The following is a 16,377-nucleotide window of genomic DNA, read 5'->3' on the forward strand; positions in this document are numbered from 1 at the left end:
GCAAGGCTGCCTTCTGAACTCACGGCTCGAAGACGATCCGCCGCTTCGTCACCACGAACCCCGCACGCTCGAACGCCCGACGCATCGGGGTGTTCGTCGCGTCTGTCGTCCCGACCACCCGCGGTGCACCGGCAGCGGCGTGCACCCGGACCGCCTCGGCCAGCAGTCCGTCGACGACGCCGCGCCCCCGGTGCTGCGGCAGGACGCCGATGTAACTGACGGCCGCGTCGTACGCCGTCCGGGTCGCGATGACGAAGCCGACGACGAGTCCCTCTGCGTCGAGGGCGATCCGCCACCCGTCCCGTGATCCGGGCAGCGACCGGTAGAACGCGAGGTCGTCGGCGGCCGCACCCCGCGAGCCCAGTTCGGCGACGGAGGCCAGCGTGTGTGCATCGAGGCTCCCGACCGCGACGCGCGCGAAGAGGTCCACGAACTCGGCGTCGTCGCCACCGCGGAACCGCAGGGCCGGCGTCGACACCGACCCCGTCGCGGGAGCGCCCGGCTGTTCGAGCGCGACGCTGACCCGCTCGGTCATCCGTCCGAGTCCGGCGGCACGGGCCGCTGCCGTCCGCCACCGCACGGCCGCGACGGCGTCGTCGTCCGTGTGCCAGTCCACTGCGACGTCGACGATCCACTCCGGCAGCGAACCGAACGCGGCGGTCCCGGCGGCGATGAGTCCGGCGGCGATCTCCCGGCGCTCGTCGCGGTCGGACGACCCCGGTGCGATGAGCAGGTCGTCGAGTGTCGACGGCGCCGCAGCGTCCGCACCGCCCCACCAGAGCGCACGGCCGACGGGACGGCCGTCCCGCAGGGCCAGCCACGACCACTCCGGGCGGTAGTTCCCCGTGGCGGACTCGGCCCGGTACCGGTCCGCACCGATCCACGCGACCGGTTCGTCCGTCGAGAAGGCGAGCAGCGCCTCCAGGTCGTCACCGTCGACGGGGCGGAAGGCGACGCTCACCGCGGACCGGTCAGGGTCTCGACCAGATGTTCCTGCACGTACCCGAGCCAGTCGTAGACGTCCCGGAGGCCGACGCCCGCGTCGGCGGTGTACGACTGCTCCTCCGTGGCGGAGTCCACGATCCCCAGCCGGTCCGCGATCGTCAGCCGCAGGTCCGTCAGGCAGCGCAGCCAGGCCTGCTCGTCCGAGGTCTCGAAGGCGCCGTCCCGTGCCCCGGTGAGCCACGCGTGCACGGCCCGGGCGTTCTCGGTCTTCCTCGCCACCAGGTCCGACTCGGTCCACCGCCGGAACTCCGCGCTCGCCTCGGCGTCGTCGCGGTAGGCATCCGGGAACATCCGCGCCGCGACCGGGTCGGATGCGAGGTCCCCGTCGAGCACCTGCTGCAGCTGCTCGGTCAGCGACGTGAGCACGCCGCGCTCGCCGGAGGACATGGCGAGGTGCACGCCGTCGGCACGGCGGACGAACGGGATCACGGAGCGGGCGCCCTGTCCACCGAGGCCTGCAGCCCGTACCCGTGCATGGCCTCGACGTGGGCCTCCATCGCTTCGCGGGGGCCGGTCGCCACGATCGCGCGTCCGTCGTCGTTCACCTGGCGCATGAGTCGCTCCGCCTTCGCCCGCGGGAAGCCGAAGTACTGCTGGAAGACGTAGGTCACGTAGGACATGAGGTTCACCGGGTCGTCCCACACGACGGCGACCCACGGCGTGTCCGGTCGCACGCTCGTGCGGGCGTCGGTGCGCTCGTCCACGTCGGGCGTCAACAGGGTCATGCACCCAGGGTGACACGAACCTGCTCGCTCGGTACGATCGGGGGGTCGCGACTGGCGTTGGATGGGTCACCATCGGGGAGCGACACCTGACACGGTGCGCGGCCGTACGCCTGGGCCGCGCCCACCCGTCCACCTCGTCGTGCGCGTGCGCGACGGAACAGACAACGAGGAGTCCCGTGTCCATCACCGATCTGCCCCCCGCAGCCACCAACACCGCCTTCAACGCCCCGCTGAACGAGGTCGACCCCGAGATCGCCCGCGTCCTCGAGCAGGAGCTCGGCCGCCAGCGCGACACCCTCGAGATGATCGCGTCCGAGAACTTCGTGCCGCGCGCCGTCCTCGAGTCGCAGGGCTCCGTGCTCACCAACAAGTACGCCGAGGGCTACCCGGGCAAGCGCTACTACGGCGGCTGCGAGTACGTCGACGTCGCCGAGCAGCTCGCCATCGACCGCGCGAAGGCCCTCTTCGGCGCCGAGTACGCCAACGTCCAGCCGCACTCGGGCGCCACGGCCAACGCGGCCGTCCTGCACGCCATCGCCTCGGCCGGCGACACCATCCTCGGCCTCGAGCTCGCGCACGGCGGTCACCTGACCCACGGCATGAAGCTCAACTTCTCCGGCCGCATCTACAACGCCGTCGCGTACGGCGTCGACCCGGAGACCTTCGAGGTCGACTACGACGACATCCGCGCGAAGGCCATCGAGCACCAGCCGAAGGTCCTCATCGCCGGTTGGTCGGCCTACCCGCGCCAGCTCGACTTCGCGAAGTTCCGTGAGATCGCGGACGAGGTCGGCGCGAAGCTCTGGGTGGACATGGCGCACTTCGCCGGTCTCGTCGCCGCCGGCCTGCACCCGTCCCCGGTGCCGCACGCCCACGTGGTGTCCTCGACGGTGCACAAGACCCTCGGCGGCCCCCGCTCCGGCATCATCCTGTCCAACGACGAGTCGCTCTTCAAGAAGCTCAACTCGGCCGTGTTCCCGGGCCAGCAGGGCGGTCCGCTCATGCACGTGATCGCCGCCAAGGCCACCGCGTTCCTGCTCGCTGCCACCCCGGAGTTCAAGGAGCGCCAGGAGCGCACGATCCGCGGTGCCCAGGCGCTCGCCGCACGGCTGACGGCCGACGACGCGAAGGCTGCGGGCATCGACGTCCTCACCGGTGGCACCGACGTGCACCTCGTGCTCGTGGACCTCCGCACGTCCGAGGTCGACGGCAAGCAGGCCGAGGACCTCCTGCACGAGGTCGGCATCACCGTGAACCGCAACTCCGTGCCGTTCGACCCGCGCCCGCCGATGGTCACCTCGGGTGTCCGCATCGGCACCTCGGCGCTGGCCACCCGTGGCTTCGGCGACGCGGAGTTCACCGAGGTCGCGGACATCATCGCGCTGACCCTCATGCCGAACCCCGACATCGACGCGCTCTCGGCACGGGTCAAGGCCCTGACCGACGCGTTCCCGCTCTACGCGTGAGCGGCGCCGCCCCGTCGCCCGCGCCGCTGCCGCGCGAGCGCTGGGCGGGTGAGGGCAGTGCCGTCCGCATCGACGGCACCGCCCTCGCCGCCCGCACGCTCGACGACCTGAAGGTCCGCATCGACCGGCTGCACGACCACGGGTTCCGCCCCGGGCTCGGCACGATCATGGTCGGCCAGAACGCGGGCTCGGTGTCCTACGTCGCGGGCAAGCACCGCGACTCGGCGCAGATCGGGCTCGACTCGGTCCGCATCGACCTGCCCGAGACCGCGTCGGCCGCCGACATCCGGGCAGCGATCCTGCAGATGAACGACGACCCCCGGGTCACCGCGTTCATCGTGCAGCTCCCGCTGCCGCAGGGGATCGACCCGATCCCGATGCTCGAGCTGATGAACCCGGCGAAGGACGCCGACGGCCTGCACCCGACCAACCTCGGTGAGCTCGTGCTCGCCGTCCCGGGCGGTGCCGGCACGATCGACGCACCCCTGCCGTGCACCCCGCGCGGCATCGTCGCGATGCTCGAGGCGTACGACGTCCCGATCCGGGGCCAGCACGTCACGATCATCGGGCAGGGACTCACGGTCGGTCGTCCGCTCGGGCTGCTCCTCACCCGGCTCGAGGCCACCGCGACCCTCACCCACTCCCTCACCGAGGACGTCGCCGCAGAGTGCCGCCGCGCGGACATCATCGTCGCCGCGGCCGGTGTCGCGGGGCTCGTGCAGCCGGACTGGGTGAAGCCCGGTGCGGCGGTCATCGACGTCGGCATCAGTCGCGTGGTCTCCCCGGACACGGGCAAGGCGCGCCTCCGGGGCGACGTCGACCCCGCGGTCGCCTCGGTGGCGGGCTTCCTGTCGCCGACGCCCGGCGGTGTCGGCCCGATGACGCGCGCGATGCTGATGAAGAACGTGGTCGAGGCCGCCGAGCGCCACTTGCACTAGCGCGGGCGCCGCGCGTGCGCTTCGTGAGCAGAAATGGTCGGGTCCCGTCGTGGAACCCGACCATTTCTGCTCACGAAGCACGGTCGGGAGGCGCGGGTCGCCGCCGCCACGTCCGCTCGGGCCCGAGGTGGCCGGGCCCGGGGCGTGCCCCGGACGGGCGCTTCTGCCGCGGCCGGCACCGCGCTACCGTTCGAGCATGACCACCTCCGCCGCGGAGCCCCGGGCACGCGAGTCGCTCTTCACGAAGGACACCCGCAAGCTCGTCTGGATCACGCTGCTGTGCCTGTTCCTGCAGGTCCTCGGACAGAACTGGTCCGCTCAGCCGCGGCTGCCCGGCAGCACGGACGTGCACGAACTCGGCTTCGTGCAGTTCGAGGCCCGGCCGTGGATCGGGTGGGTGCTCCTCACGGTCGGCTTCGCGGTGGCCGGCTTCGTCGTCGGGGTCGCTCGGCGCGGTGCCGCACGGTGGGACCAGGACCGCGTGCTCGCGCTCGGTCTGGCCGGGGTGGTCGGGGTGACCGTGCTGGTGTGGGTGCTGTTCATCGTGCAGTGGCAGTGGGTGTACTGGGCCGTCGCGCACGGCGACCTGCACCCGTTCACGATCGGCGACGTCTCGTGGTCGATCCAGCGACTCGAGGGCGCGCCGTGAGCGTCGACCGCAGTGCTACTGTCTCGCACATGGGGGAGAACGTGCAGACCGCGCCCGTGATGGCGCACGCCGGACGGCAGCTGCGACCGCGAGCGGGGGGCCTCGTGCTGATCGGGGCCGTCGCGCTCCTGTCGTACCCGACGCTCACGATGTGGTCCGCCTCGTCGGAGTACGGCGGGACGGACAGCGACGGGCACTGGATCGACAACGCCGGCAACCCGCTGTCGAGTGCGCCGCCCACCGTGAACGTCGAGGGACACACGGCGCCGGCCGCGATCGCCGTCCTGCTCCTCGTGGTCGTCGTCGGGGTGTTCCTGCCGCCGATGCTCGCGCGGTTCGGCAAGCGATCGCTCGGCGACGTCGTCCGGTTCGCGGCGTACCTGGCCGTCCCGGTGGTCGTCGTGGTCGGCGTGCTGATCTACACCGTGTGGCAGGGGCACGTCGTGATGGACCAGATCGACCACGAGGTCCTGCACCCGCACGGCTTCCCGTGGGGCGGCGTGACCGTCACCACGGGGCACGCGACCCGCTGACCCGCGGCCCCCGGTCGGCCCGCCGGGACCCGGCGCGTCAGTCGCGCCGGGCGCCCTGCGCGGCGTGCACCGTGAACACCGTCGGCTCGCGGTACCCGGCCGCGGCGAAGGCGGCGGTGACCGCGTCTGCGATCGTCTGCCGCGCCTCCTGGTCGACCAACGCGATCGCCGCACCGCCGAAGCCGCCACCGGTCATCCGCGCGCCCACCGCACCGTGCTCCATCGCGGTCGCGACCGCGAGGTCGAGCTCCGGCACCGAGATCTCGAAGTCGTCCCGCATCGACTCGTGCGACGCGACCAGCAGGGACCCGATCGCCCGCGGCCCGTGCTCGCGCAGCGTGCGGACGGTGTCGAGGACGCGCTGGTCCTCGGTCACGACGTGCCGGACACGGCGGAAGGTCTCGTCGTCGAGGAGTTCCTGCGCGCGCGGCAGGTCGTCGACCGACAGGTCGCGGAGCGCCTCGACGCCCATCACGGCTGCACCGTGCTCGCACGACGCGCGACGGGCCTTGTAGCCGCCGGTGGCGTGTGCGTGCTCGACGCGCGTGTCGACGACGAGGACCTCGAGCCCGTTCGCCTCGAGCGCCAGGTCGACCACGGCGGTGTCGAGCGTGCGGCAGTCGAGGAAGACGACCGCGTCCTGCTCGCCGAGCAGCGAGGCGGACTGGTCCATGATCCCGGTGGGGGCGCCGACGGCGTGGTTCTCGGAGTACTGGCCGACCCGGGCCAGGGTCTTCCGGTCGAGCCCGAGCTCCCACAGGTCGTTGAAGGCGAGTGCGACGCCGCACTCGATCGCGGCGCTCGACGAGAGCCCGGCACCGACCGGGACGTCCGACTCGATGAAGACGTCGAAGCCGGTCTTGTCGGTGAGGTCCGCGCCCGCCTGCTCGCGGAGTGCCCACGCGATGCCGAGGACGTACGCCGACCAGCCGTCCATGCGCTCGGGCGCCAGCTCGTCGAGGGAGAGCTCGACGACGGTGCCCGCGTCGAACGCCGACGCGACGCGCAGCTGCCGGTCGTCCCGCGGGGCGATCGAGGCGGTCGTGCGACGGTCGATCGCGAAGGGCAGCACGTACCCGTCGTTGTAGTCGGTGTGCTCGCCGATGAGGTTGACCCGGCCGGGCGCGGAGTACCGCACCGCGGGCTCGTACCCGTAGACCTGCTGGAACGTCATGCGCGTTCGATCCCTCCTCGGATGAACTCGGCCGCCTTCTCGGGGACGAGGTCCCCGATCCACGCGCCCATGGCGGCTTCGCTGCCGGCCAGGAACTTGAGCTTGTCCGCCGCGCGACGCGGGGACGTGATCTGGAGCATGAGCCGCACGGTGTCGCGGCCGGTGTGCACCGGCGCCTGGTGCCACGCGGCGATGTACGGCGTCGGGTCGCCGTAGAGCTTGTCGATCCCGCGGGTGAGCCGCAGGTGCATGTGCGCCAGCTCGTCCTTCTCGGCGTCGGTGAGCCCGGCGAAGTCGGGGACGTGCCGGTGCGGGAGCATGTGGATCTCGATGGGCCAGCGTGCGGCGAAGGGCACGAAGGCGGTGAAGTGCTCACCGGCGAGGACGACCCGGTCGGAGGCACGTTCGTTCGCGAGGTGCTGCTCGAACAGGTCCGGCCCGAACCGCTCGATGCTCGCGAGCAGGCGCTGGGTGCGCGGGGTGACGTAGGGGTAGGCGTAGATCTGCCCGTGCGGGTGGTGGAGCGTGACGCCGATGGCCTCGCCCCGGTTCTCGAACGGGAAGACCTGCTGGATGCCGGGCATCCGGGACAGCGCCGCCGTGCGGTCCGCCCACGCCTCGACCACGGTGCGGGCGCGTGACTCGGAGATCGACGCGAAGGAGCCCTCGGTCGCGGGCGAGAAGCAGACGACCTCGCACCGCCCGACGCTCCGGAACTGCCGGTTCAGCCCGACCTCGGTCAGGGAGTCGAGCGACGGCGGGGCGTCGTCCGCCCCGTCGGGTCCTGCGAGCATCGGGCCGAAGGACGGGGATCGGTTCTCGAACACCGCGACGTCGTACCGACTCGGGATCTCGGAGGGGTTCTCCGCCGACTGCGGCGCGAGCGGGTCCTGGTCGGCCGGAGGCAGGAACACGCGGTTCTGCCGGCTCGCCGCGATGGACACCCACTCGCCCGTGAGGACGTCCTGCCGCATGCGCGCCGTCTCCGGCCGCGGGTCGAGGACACGCTGGTCGATGCTGCGTTCTGCGGGCAGCGTCGAGTCGGCGTCGTCGAAGTAGAAGAGGTCGCGTCCGTCCGCGAGCTTCGTCACGCGCTTGGTGATCACCGCACAACCCTAGCGGCTCCACGAAGCATTGCGAAAGTGTTCGTAAGCACGCGAAACTGGTGGCATGACGGACGACGACCTCTCCTTCCTGGCCGGCGCGCTCCCCGCGCCGCTGCGGCAGGACCGCATCGTCTCGATCGTCGAGGGCGCGCCCGGACTCGTCCGAACGGCCGCCCTGGCAGCGGCCCTCGGCACCAGCGAGGTGACCGTCCGGCAGGACCTCTCCCTGCTCGACCAGGAGGCGCGGATCCGGCGGGTCCGCGGCGGTGCCGTCCGCCTCGGGGCCGGTTCCACCGAGCGCCCCTTCGAGGAGACCGCCGTCGAGCACCAGGTGGCCAAGGCCGCCATCGGCCGCGCCGCGGCGGCGCTCGTGCGCTCCGGGCAGTGCGTCGTGCTCGACGTCGGCACCACGCCCGCCGCCGTGGCGACGGCACTGGTCGCGCGCGAGGACCTCGTCGACGTCACGGTGGTCACGAACTCGCTGACGACCGCGCTCGTGCTCGAGGCCGCCGTCCCGCGCTTCACCGTCATCGTCACCGGGGGCACGCTCCGACCGCTGCAGCACTCACTCGTGGCGCCGTTCAACGGCACGCTGCTGCCGATGATCGCCGCGGACCTCGTGTTCCTCGGTGGCACCGGGGTCGACGTCGCGCACGGCCTCACCAACGTGAACCTGCCCGAGACCGAGGCGAAGCGGATGCTCGCGGCCGCGGCTCGGCGTACGGTCGTGGTCGCGGACGGGTCGAAGTTCGGCCGGGCCCACATCGGGGTCGTCCGCGCGCTCGAGGACATCGACGTCGTCGTCACCGCCGAGACCACGGCGGAGCAGGTCGCCCCGATCCGGGCGGCCGGCGTCGAGGTGGTCCTGGCGGACGAGCCGGCAGTACCCGCACCATCCGCACGATCAGCACCATCCGCACCGGGAAGGACCCGTACCTCATGACCGCAGCTCCCACCGGAGGCCAGTACCACCTCCGTCACGCCGGACCCGACGGGGTCGTCGAGGCGATCGTCACCGAGGTGGCCGCCGGCATCCGGGAACTCCGTGTCGCGGGGTTCGACCTCACCGAGCCGTTCCCCGTCACGTCGCAGCCGCCCGGGGCGAACGGGATCGTGCTCGCGCCGTGGCCGAACCGCGTCGCCGGCGGCGTGTGGGAACTCGACGGCAAGCAGCAGCAGCTCGACGTCTCCGAGCCGAAGTACGGCAACGCGTCGCACGGGCTGCTCCGGTTCGCGCCGTACCGCGTCGTCTCCCAAACCGAGTCCGGCATCGTGCAGGAAGCCACGATCCACCCGCAGCACGGCTGGCCCTTCACGCTCGAGACCCGCGTGCACCACGAGCTCGTCGACGACGGCATCCGGGTGACGCACGAGGTCGTGAACCGCTCCGGCGTGCGTGCGCCGTTCGCGATCGGCGCGCACCCGTACCTCCGTGCCGGGGACACCCCCGCCGAGGACCTCGTCGTCCGGCTCGACGCGGCGACGGCGTTCACCGTGGACGAGCGGAAGATCCCGAACGGCACCGTGGCCGTCGACGGCACCCCGTTCGACCTGCGCTCCGGCGTCCGCGCCGGTGACGCCGACCTCGACACCGCCTACACGGACGTCACGCCCGACGCCGAGGGGATCCGGCGCACGACGATGCACGGGCCGGAGGGCGACGGCGTCGAACTCTGGCAGGACGGGTCGTTCCCGTACGTGCAGGTGTTCACCTCCCGCGAGTTCCCCCGTGGCGACGGCACCGGGCTGGCCGTGGCGGTGGAGCCGATGACGGCGCCGGCCGACGCGCTCAACTCCGGGGAGGGGCTGCGCTGGCTCGAGCCCGACGAGGCCTGGACCGGCAGCTGGGGCATCCGCCGCGTCTGGTCCTGACCCGGGCGCGGCCGGTCCGCAGCCGAGACTCGGCCGTGCGGACGGTTTCGCGTGCCCAGCGCCGCGGATGTGTCCGCGGGGGCGAGACTCGGTCGGGCGGTGGGGCGCCCGCCGCTGGTCCGCGCCGGACACGACGAAGGCCGCCCCGAGGTGGGGCGGCCTTCGTCGTTCGTCCGGGAGGGTCAGGCGCGACGCATGCGCAGCGCCTCGACCGCGAGGGACTCGCTCGCGTAGCGGCCCACCTCGTGCGCCCACGCCGGGTCGTCCCCGCGGAGGGCGATGAAGTCCTTGCGCTGCCGGCAGACGTAGCCGAGCACCGCGGTGCCGGTCGCGACCTCGACGAAGTCCTTGCGGATGTGGCGGGTCGTGACCTGGGCGTTCCGGCGGAGCGTGTCGAGCAGGAGCTCGTTGCTCATCGTCGTGTTGGTCGCTGCTGCGAGCTCGACGATGCGGCGCGCGTCACCGGTGGTGCTGGTCTGCGTGGCTTCGATGGGCTCGATCACGGTGTACCCCGTTCGTTCTGCGATGGTGCGGTGCTGCAGGATCCGTCGATCGGATCCGGGAACGACACTATCGGCGGCAGCCCAACAGTCGGCTGAACGCGGACTGAACTGTGCAGTGGAACCACCCTGAGGCTCCTGAGGACGACTTGTACCCCGACCGAGTGCTCAGAGGCACTGCTCGCCGTCGGGCTGCGTCGCGAGCTGCTCGAGCTCGGCGTCGATCTTGCCCGCGAGGTACAGGTACCCGGCGTCGTTGAGGTGCTGCTGGTCGGTCGCGGCGTAGCTGCCGCTGTTCATCGCGGTGAACCACTGCCCGTCGATCGCGTCGATGTACGGGACGCCCACGGCGCTGGCACCGGCGGCCACCGCGTCGTTGATACCGGTCGTGGCCTCGGCGCGCGGTTGGGGTGCCGACGGGCCGATCGCCACCACGACCGCGTCCGGCCACTGCACCTCGGCCTGCCGGAGCGTCCGCTCGACGGTCTTCTCGAGGGTGGCGGAGTCGGTGAGCCAGTCGTTCTGGCTGCCCTGGACGATGACGAGGTCCGGCGTGAGCGCTGCCCGCTGCTCGATCCGGGACAGGTAGACGGCGCGCGACGAGCGACCGCGGCCGGGGTTCACGTAGCCGGTGCCCGGGTAGCCGTTGATGGTCGCGTCCCACTGCCGCTCGGACACGAGGTCCTGCGCCCACCCGTGCACGTCGTCGTAGGAGCCGCGACCCGTCGTGTACGAGTCGCCGACGATGAGGACGTCGGAGCCCGGGGCGATCGCGTCCGCGACCTGCTCAGCCGAGAAGTCGGACGTCGCGGGCACCGGCTGGCAGGCGTCGGACACGGCGGGCAGCATGACGAGCAGCCCGGCGATGCCGAGGCACATGGCGCCGAGGGCGATCGCGGGGACCGCTCGTCGGCGCCTGGTCTGCGCGGTGGACCGACGGGAGCCGCCGGGCACACCGCCGTCGGTTCGTCGAGCCACACCGGGATTGTAGGTGCTCAGCATCCGTGCCCCCGGACACCCGCCCGGCGAGGTGCTGAACCGTCAGACAGCCTGCGGGACGGGTGGACGGCTCGAGAGCGACTTCGCGATGTGCTTCGCCAAGCGGTGCGCCGGCAGTTCCACGAGCCGTGAGAACACGTAGGCGACGCCGATGCCGATCGGGATCGCGACGAGGACCAGCCAGGACGGCAGGGCACGCGGGAGGAGGTTCGCGACGGACACCGTGATGGGTTCGTGCACGAGGTAGAGGCTGAACGAGAGTCGTCCGAGCTCGCGGGGGATCGCGCCGAGCAGGAAGCGCTCGGCGGGCAACCACCTGCCGGCGAGCACGACGATCGTGCCGGCCGAGGCGAGGATGATCGCGGGCAGCACGGGGGACCACCACGCCGTCGTCGGCAGCCACCACTTCACGGTGATGCCGAGCAGGCTCACCACGAGCAGGACCCAGCCGAGCAGCGTCGGGACGTCCGGCAGGCGCTCCCAGCCGGCCGCGAGCGCGGAGCCGAGCAGGAACATCGGCAGGTACATCAGCCACTTCGAGTGCTCGTACTCGCCGAGCGCAGACAGGAAGACGGCGACGATGGCGGTCACCCACCACCAGCGTCGGGTGACCGCGGCGATCGAGACGAAGAGCGGCAGCAGCAGGGAGAAGAGGACCTCCCACGTGAGCGACCAGAGCGGGCTGTTCACGAGCGTCGGAGCGAGGAGCGTGAGGTCGTTCACGAGGCCGTGCAGGGTGAACGGCTCGGCGTGCCGGTTGATCCAGAACGACTGGTGCGGCTGGTCCTGCCGGGGCACGAGGAAGAAGAACACGAGCGCGAGTGCGATCGACGCCACCACCGGCAGGTAGAGGCGGACGAGCCGGCTCGGGTAGTAGGCGATCCAGTCCTGCGACCGGCGGAGGGCCGGGAGGGTCAGGACGAAGCCGCTCAGCACGAAGAAGACGAAGACGGCCTCGCTGCCGGCCCACACGAGGTGGGCGGGGGAGTACACCATCCAGCTCGCCCAGTCGGGGACGTCGCGGCGGTAGTTGCCGTCCGAGAGGGTCGGGATCGAGAGGAAGGCGTGGTGGACGACGACGACGGCGGCAGCGACGCCGCGGAGTCCGTCCAGTGAGCCGATCCTGCCGGTTGGGCGATCGCGCATGCCGACGATCCTACGGGAAGCCCGGCCAAGCCAAGGAACGGTCACGTTCGGTGGGCGCGACATCGGAACACGATGTGGGCCCCGTGGGGCTCGAACCCACGACCCTCGGATTAAAAGTCCGGTGCTCTACCAACTGAGCTAGAGGCCCTCACCCGCAAGGCTAGCGGGTGAGGGCCTCCGGGAAGAACCGAGGGGACGGGTCAGCTGCGACGCCCGGTGAGCGTGCGGACGAGCCACAGCACGACCGCGACGATGAGCAGCACGAGGCCGACCCAGAGCAGGAACTTCAGGCTCGCGGTGAAGCCACCGACGAACAGCAGGATGACCGCGATCACGGCCAGGATGATGAGCAGGGGGTTCATGGGAGTCCTCTTCCTTCGCGTGCGGGAGGAGCGCCTCCCGATCAGACACCGTACGCGCGACGGAGCGGTTGCGTTCTGGGCGAACGGAGGGCGGGCGCGTCACCGGCCGTGCCTACACTGACGCGGTGCCTCGCGATCACCACCGTCCCGTCCACTTCACCGACCAGGAGTTCGCCGCGATCCAGGGCGGCGAGGACCCGGCCGTGGTGAACCGCGTCGCGCACGAGACCGCGAACGCCCTGCTCCACCGCGTGCGGCAGGACCCGGACCCGGCGGTCGTCGAGCGCCTGGTGACCTACACGGACGTGCACGGGATCGACGCCATCGCCGAGCTGTGGGCGCGGGTCGGGGCGCACACGCTCCCGGGCGCACTGTGGCGGATCTACCTCGTCCGCACCGTCATCCGGCAGAACCCGGAGGAGATCGCGTACCTCTTCGCGCGCGGCACGGAGCGGATCGGCACGATCGACCAGGCCGTCGCGGGCGCCGAGCAGCCGACCGGGCCGGCGGAGATCCTGACGCTGGCCGACCGGATCCTGCACGGCCTCTACACGGGGGACCTCGCGGTGGCGCTCGACCGCGGTGCCGCGTTCTGCCGGCTCACGGCAGCGGGAGCGACCGCGGTGGCGGACGATGCGGACCTCACGGCGGGGGACCGGGCGTCCGAGCTCACGACGCGTGCGCTGCGCCTGTCGGAACTGGCGGCCGACCTCACCGAGGCGGCGTCGCTCTGGCGCCGCGACAGCCTGGACTGAGCGGGCCGCGGGGCGGACCCGCACCGCGCCTCCAGGCCGAACGCGACGACGCCCACCGGGCACGCGACGACGCCCACCGGGCACGGAACGCGCACCCGAGAAGCGGGCACGGAACGCGCACCCGAGAAGCGGGCACGGAACGCGCACGCACGAAGCGGGCAGAGAAGAACCGGGCCGCAGAAGCGCCTCTCGGCGCGAGGCCGCTCGAAGCGGCGAATTTTGGAGCCCGGGGCTTGCTGCGGCCCGGCGACATCGATTCTACGAGACCGCGGCCGTGCACACGACCCTGTTCACTCTCGGTGGACAGAACTGACGCCGGGCGTGCCCCGAGCGCGCCCCAGCGACAAGCCGTGAGAACCGCTCCAATCCGGTTAGGCGAGGGTGCCGAATCATCACCGTGACAGGCGATGAGCCGGTCACGACAGCGAGGGTCCCGCGAGACCCGGTCCGCTCCCTGGCGGTCAATTCCCTGCGGGTCACGCGGGCCCTCGTGCTGTCCTGCACCACTGTCCCGACCACGAGACCCGAACGCGTGGTCGGACAGGACTCACAGCCAGATCGCAACCGAGAGGAGGGAAACCTGCAATGCTTGCCATCGTGGACAGTGACACCGAGAGCTGGAGCTCGACCGAGCCTGCTCAGGCGTCCCCAGACGACCTCCTCACCCGCGTGGCGACCGGCGACCAGGCAGCCTTCTCCGACCTGTACGACGTGCTCTCGGGCCGCGTGCTCGGCCTCGTGACGAGGCTCCTCCGGGACCGCGCACAGTCGGAAGAGGTCACGCAAGAGGTCTTCCTCGAGGTCTGGCAGCAAGCCACCCGCTACGACCGCAAGCGCGGCACCGCAGCGAGCTGGATCCTCACCATGGCCCACCGCCGAGCGGTCGACCGGGTGCGGGCGTCGCAGTCCTCGCACGACCGTGACACGAAGATCGGCATCCGCGACTTCGAGGCCGGCTTCGACCAGGTCTCCGAGTCGGTCGAGATCCGGATCGAACACGAACGCGTCAGCCGGGCGCTCGCGAAGCTCACCGAGTTCCAGCGCCAGGCAGTCCAACTCGCGTACTACGGCGGCTACTCGCACAGCGAGATGGCCGACCACCTCGGTGTCCCGATCGGCACCGTCAAGACCCGTCTCCGTGACGGGATGATCAGACTCCGCGACGAGATGGGGGTGACATCATGACCGAACGACACGACGACCCCGCACTGCTGACGGGTTCACACGCCCTCGACGCGCTGTCGGACGACGAGCGGGCACTGCTCGACTCGGCGCTCTCCACCTCTCCGGAGCTGCAGGCCGAGACCGACTCGCTGCGCGAGACCGCGCTGCAGCTCGCCTACGCCGTCACCCCGATCGAGCCGCCCTCGTCGCTCAAGGCGTCGCTGATGGCCCAGATCGCATCGACCCCGCAGGCTGCTCCGGCGGCGTCGCGGTCCGAGCCGACTGCCACGACCGATCCGGTCGCTGACGCGCCGGTCGGCGATGCCGGCCAGGAGGCGCGGTTCGCCCCCGCCACGGACCTCACGTCCGCCGGTGGTGCGGCTTCGGAGAAGGCTCGCCGTCGCTGGTTCCAGCGTCCGGCAGCAGCACTCTCCGCCGCAGCCGCCGTCGCCGTGGTCTTTCTCGGCGTCGGACTCGGCGTCGGCACGTCCTTCACGCCCTCGAACGAGCCCGGCCCGGGCACGACCCAGGCGTCCGGCGGACTCGACCGCATCTACGCCGCGTCGGACTTCCAGCGCAGCACCGCCAAGGTCGCGGGCGGCGGGACGGCCACGGTCGTCTGGTCGAACGAGGTCGGCAAGTCCGCGGTCATCCTCGACGGGGTCCCTGCGGCTCCGGAGGGCAAGACCTACGAACTCTGGTACATCGGCTCCGAGGGCACCGGCGGCAAGATCAACGCTGCCGGCCTGATGGACGGGGTGTCCTCCGGGGTGCACTCGGCGGTCCTCAAGGGGTCGCTGTCGCACGGTGCGACGATCGGCATGACGGTGGAGCCCGCCGGTGGCTCGGACCAGCCGACGACGACGCCGATCATGGCGGTCCCGACCACCTCGGCCTGACCCGGGCACTGGTTCGCACGTCTCCCCGCTCGCGTGGCACGGTCCGCGGGCGGGGAGTTCGTCGTGCCCGGCGGGTGGTGGCGATTCGTGACCTGCCTGTGGGCGGTGGGACGCGCCTCCTGGCTGCCGCGGCGTGCGGAGCCGGAACGACATCGCCGCTGTCGTACGACGACCGCATTGTCACAAGCATGCGCCCGCAACAGCCCGCGCGCACAACGAACGACAAGACCGACGTCGTACGACGTCGGTCTTGTCGTTCAGGGTCCGCACGGGCGGACGACGATCATCCGAAGCGGCCGGAGACGTAGTCCTCGGTGGCCTGCACGGACGGGTTCGAGAACATCGTCGCGGTGTCGTCGAACTCGATGAGCTTGCCGGGGGCACCGGTGCCGGCGATGTTGAAGAACGCCGTCTTGTCGCTGACGCGCGAGGCCTGCTGCATGTTGTGGGTCACGATGACGATCGTGTACTCCTTCTTCAGCTCCTCGATGAGGTCCTCGATCGCGAGGGTCGAGATCGGGTCGAGCGCCGAGCACGGCTCGTCCATGAGGAGCACGTCCGGCTGCACCGCGATCGCCCGGGCGATGCACAGGCGCTGCTGCTGGCCGCCGGACAGCCCCATGCCGGGCTTGTCCAGGCGGTCCTTGACCTCGTTCCAGAGGTTCGCGCCCTGCAGGGACCGCTCGACGACGTCGTCCGACTCGGAGCGGGAGAGGCGCTTGTTGTTGAGCTTCACGCCCGCGAGCACGTTGTCCTTGATGGACATCGTCGGGAACGGGTTCGGACGCTGGAACACCATGCCGACCTGGCGACGGACGAGCACCGGGTCGACGCCCGCGCCGTACAGGTCGTCGCCGTCGATCTTGACCGAGCCCTCGACGTAGGCGCCCGGGATGACCTCGTGCATGCGGTTCAGGGTGCGGAGGAAGGTGGACTTGCCGCAGCCGGACGGACCGATGAACGCGGTCACGGTGCGGGGCTCGATCGTCATGTCGACGCCCTCGACCGCCTTGAACTTCGAGTAGTAGACGTTGAGGCCGTCGACCTCGATGCGCTTGGACACTGTGTTCCTTCGGGGTGGGTG

Annotated in this window: 19 protein-coding genes, 1 tRNA gene and 1 riboswitch; of the genes, 9 read left to right on the forward strand and 11 right to left on the reverse strand. The window is 71.4% G+C overall.

The window, feature by feature from the left end:
- Nucleotides 1-19 precede the first annotated feature (19 nt).
- From JSX79_RS18580 to clpS, 3 genes are read right to left on the reverse strand one after another with little or no spacing between them, the layout of a single operon-like run.
- Entirely contained in the window at nt 20-961 is a 942-nt protein-coding gene (locus JSX79_RS18580) for an N-acetyltransferase (RefSeq protein WP_229085260.1), read from the reverse strand.
- Nucleotides 958-1,434, reverse strand: a complete 477-nt coding sequence (locus JSX79_RS04255) for a DUF2017 family protein (RefSeq protein ID WP_070417774.1) — start codon at nt 1,432-1,434, stop codon at nt 958-960. The genes JSX79_RS18580 and JSX79_RS04255 overlap by 4 nt, the downstream gene beginning before the upstream one ends.
- A complete protein-coding gene (gene clpS / locus JSX79_RS04260) occupies nt 1,431-1,730 on the reverse strand; it encodes an ATP-dependent Clp protease adapter ClpS (protein ID WP_229085261.1) in 300 nt (99 codons plus the stop codon). The genes JSX79_RS04255 and clpS overlap by 4 nt, the downstream gene beginning before the upstream one ends.
- A 37-nt stretch (nt 1,731-1,767) precedes the next feature.
- Nucleotides 1,768-1,853, forward strand: a riboswitch (ZMP/ZTP riboswitch).
- 59 nt (nt 1,854-1,912) lie between these two features.
- On the opposite strand from clpS, the gene glyA reads away from it, so the two are divergent.
- The 4 genes from glyA to JSX79_RS04280 all read left to right on the forward strand — a co-directional run bounded on the left by glyA (nt 1,913) and on the right by JSX79_RS04280 (nt 5,316).
- Nucleotides 1,913-3,196 carry a serine hydroxymethyltransferase gene (gene glyA, locus JSX79_RS04265; protein WP_302847420.1) on the forward strand — a complete coding sequence of 428 codons (1,284 nt, stop codon included), beginning with the start codon at nt 1,913-1,915 and terminating at the stop codon, nt 3,194-3,196.
- Nucleotides 3,197-3,222: 26 nt separating this feature from the next.
- A complete protein-coding gene (locus tag JSX79_RS04270) occupies nt 3,223-4,134 on the forward strand; it encodes a tetrahydrofolate dehydrogenase/cyclohydrolase catalytic domain-containing protein (RefSeq protein ID WP_070419370.1) in 912 nt (303 codons plus the stop codon).
- 196 nt (nt 4,135-4,330) lie between these two features.
- Entirely contained in the window at nt 4,331-4,783 is a 453-nt protein-coding gene (locus JSX79_RS04275; RefSeq protein WP_229085262.1) for a hypothetical protein, read from the forward strand.
- 29 nt (nt 4,784-4,812) lie between these two features.
- On the forward strand, nt 4,813-5,316 hold the full coding sequence (locus JSX79_RS04280) for a hypothetical protein (RefSeq protein WP_071302108.1): 504 nt from the start codon (nt 4,813-4,815) through the stop codon (nt 5,314-5,316).
- A 37-nt stretch (nt 5,317-5,353) separates the two neighbouring features.
- On the opposite strand, the gene galK is transcribed toward JSX79_RS04280, so the two are convergent.
- On the reverse strand, nt 5,354-6,490 hold the full coding sequence (gene galK, locus JSX79_RS04285) for a galactokinase (protein ID WP_229085263.1): 1,137 nt from the start codon (nt 6,488-6,490) through the stop codon (nt 5,354-5,356).
- A complete protein-coding gene (galT, locus tag JSX79_RS04290; RefSeq protein ID WP_229085264.1) occupies nt 6,487-7,596 on the reverse strand; it encodes a galactose-1-phosphate uridylyltransferase in 1,110 nt (369 codons plus the stop codon). The genes galK and galT overlap by 4 nt, the downstream gene beginning before the upstream one ends.
- Nucleotides 7,597-7,660: 64 nt before the next feature.
- Between galT and JSX79_RS04295 the strand changes: the two genes are divergently transcribed.
- Both JSX79_RS04295 and JSX79_RS04300 read left to right on the forward strand, forming a co-directional pair.
- Nucleotides 7,661-8,539, forward strand: a complete 879-nt coding sequence (locus JSX79_RS04295) for a DeoR/GlpR family DNA-binding transcription regulator (protein ID WP_229085265.1) — start codon at nt 7,661-7,663, stop codon at nt 8,537-8,539.
- On the forward strand, nt 8,536-9,468 hold the full coding sequence (locus JSX79_RS04300; RefSeq protein WP_229085266.1) for an aldose 1-epimerase family protein: 933 nt from the start codon (nt 8,536-8,538) through the stop codon (nt 9,466-9,468). The genes JSX79_RS04295 and JSX79_RS04300 overlap by 4 nt, the downstream gene beginning before the upstream one ends.
- Before the next feature lie 182 nt (nt 9,469-9,650).
- Here JSX79_RS04300 and JSX79_RS04305 read toward each other — a convergent pair whose 3' ends face one another.
- The 5 genes from JSX79_RS04305 to JSX79_RS04325 form a co-directional block, all read right to left on the reverse strand.
- On the reverse strand, nt 9,651-9,971 hold the full coding sequence (locus tag JSX79_RS04305; protein WP_070417782.1) for a hypothetical protein: 321 nt from the start codon (nt 9,969-9,971) through the stop codon (nt 9,651-9,653).
- Between the two features lie 165 nt (nt 9,972-10,136).
- Nucleotides 10,137-10,946 (reverse strand): SGNH/GDSL hydrolase family protein, encoded by an 810-nt coding sequence (locus JSX79_RS04310; protein WP_175473635.1) that lies wholly within the window; start codon nt 10,944-10,946, stop codon nt 10,137-10,139.
- A gap of 63 nt (nt 10,947-11,009) precedes the next feature.
- A complete protein-coding gene (locus JSX79_RS04315) occupies nt 11,010-12,113 on the reverse strand; it encodes an acyltransferase (RefSeq protein WP_070417784.1) in 1,104 nt (367 codons plus the stop codon).
- A gap of 75 nt (nt 12,114-12,188) precedes the next feature.
- Nucleotides 12,189-12,261: transfer RNA gene (locus tag JSX79_RS04320), tRNA-Lys, on the reverse strand.
- 52 nt (nt 12,262-12,313) lie between these two features.
- On the reverse strand, nt 12,314-12,475 hold the full coding sequence (locus JSX79_RS04325) for a hypothetical protein (protein ID WP_175473634.1): 162 nt from the start codon (nt 12,473-12,475) through the stop codon (nt 12,314-12,316).
- A 125-nt stretch (nt 12,476-12,600) separates the two neighbouring features.
- Here JSX79_RS04325 and JSX79_RS04330 point away from each other — a divergent pair, with 125 nt between their 5' ends.
- From JSX79_RS04330 to JSX79_RS04340, 3 genes are all read left to right on the forward strand, one after another.
- Nucleotides 12,601-13,230: a DNA-directed RNA polymerase subunit beta gene (locus JSX79_RS04330; RefSeq protein ID WP_070417785.1), complete on the forward strand. Its 630-nt coding sequence runs from the start codon at nt 12,601-12,603 to the stop codon at nt 13,228-13,230.
- A gap of 585 nt (nt 13,231-13,815) precedes the next feature.
- The gene (gene sigK, locus JSX79_RS04335) at nt 13,816-14,415 is read left to right on the forward strand and encodes an ECF RNA polymerase sigma factor SigK (protein ID WP_070417786.1); all 600 of its coding nucleotides are present in this window, start codon (nt 13,816-13,818) and stop codon (nt 14,413-14,415) included.
- Nucleotides 14,412-15,293, forward strand: a complete 882-nt coding sequence (locus JSX79_RS04340) for an anti-sigma factor domain-containing protein (RefSeq protein ID WP_229085267.1) — start codon at nt 14,412-14,414, stop codon at nt 15,291-15,293. The genes sigK and JSX79_RS04340 overlap by 4 nt, the downstream gene beginning before the upstream one ends.
- Nucleotides 15,294-15,576: 283 nt before the next feature.
- Here JSX79_RS04340 and pstB read toward each other — a convergent pair whose 3' ends face one another.
- Nucleotides 15,577-16,356 carry a phosphate ABC transporter ATP-binding protein PstB gene (gene pstB, locus JSX79_RS04345; RefSeq protein WP_070417788.1) on the reverse strand — a complete coding sequence of 260 codons (780 nt, stop codon included), beginning with the start codon at nt 16,354-16,356 and terminating at the stop codon, nt 15,577-15,579.
- Between the last annotated feature and the right edge of the window lie 21 nt (nt 16,357-16,377).

Source organism: Curtobacterium sp. GD1, assembly GCF_020882855.1.
Classification (GTDB): domain Bacteria; phylum Actinomycetota; class Actinomycetes; order Actinomycetales; family Microbacteriaceae; genus Curtobacterium.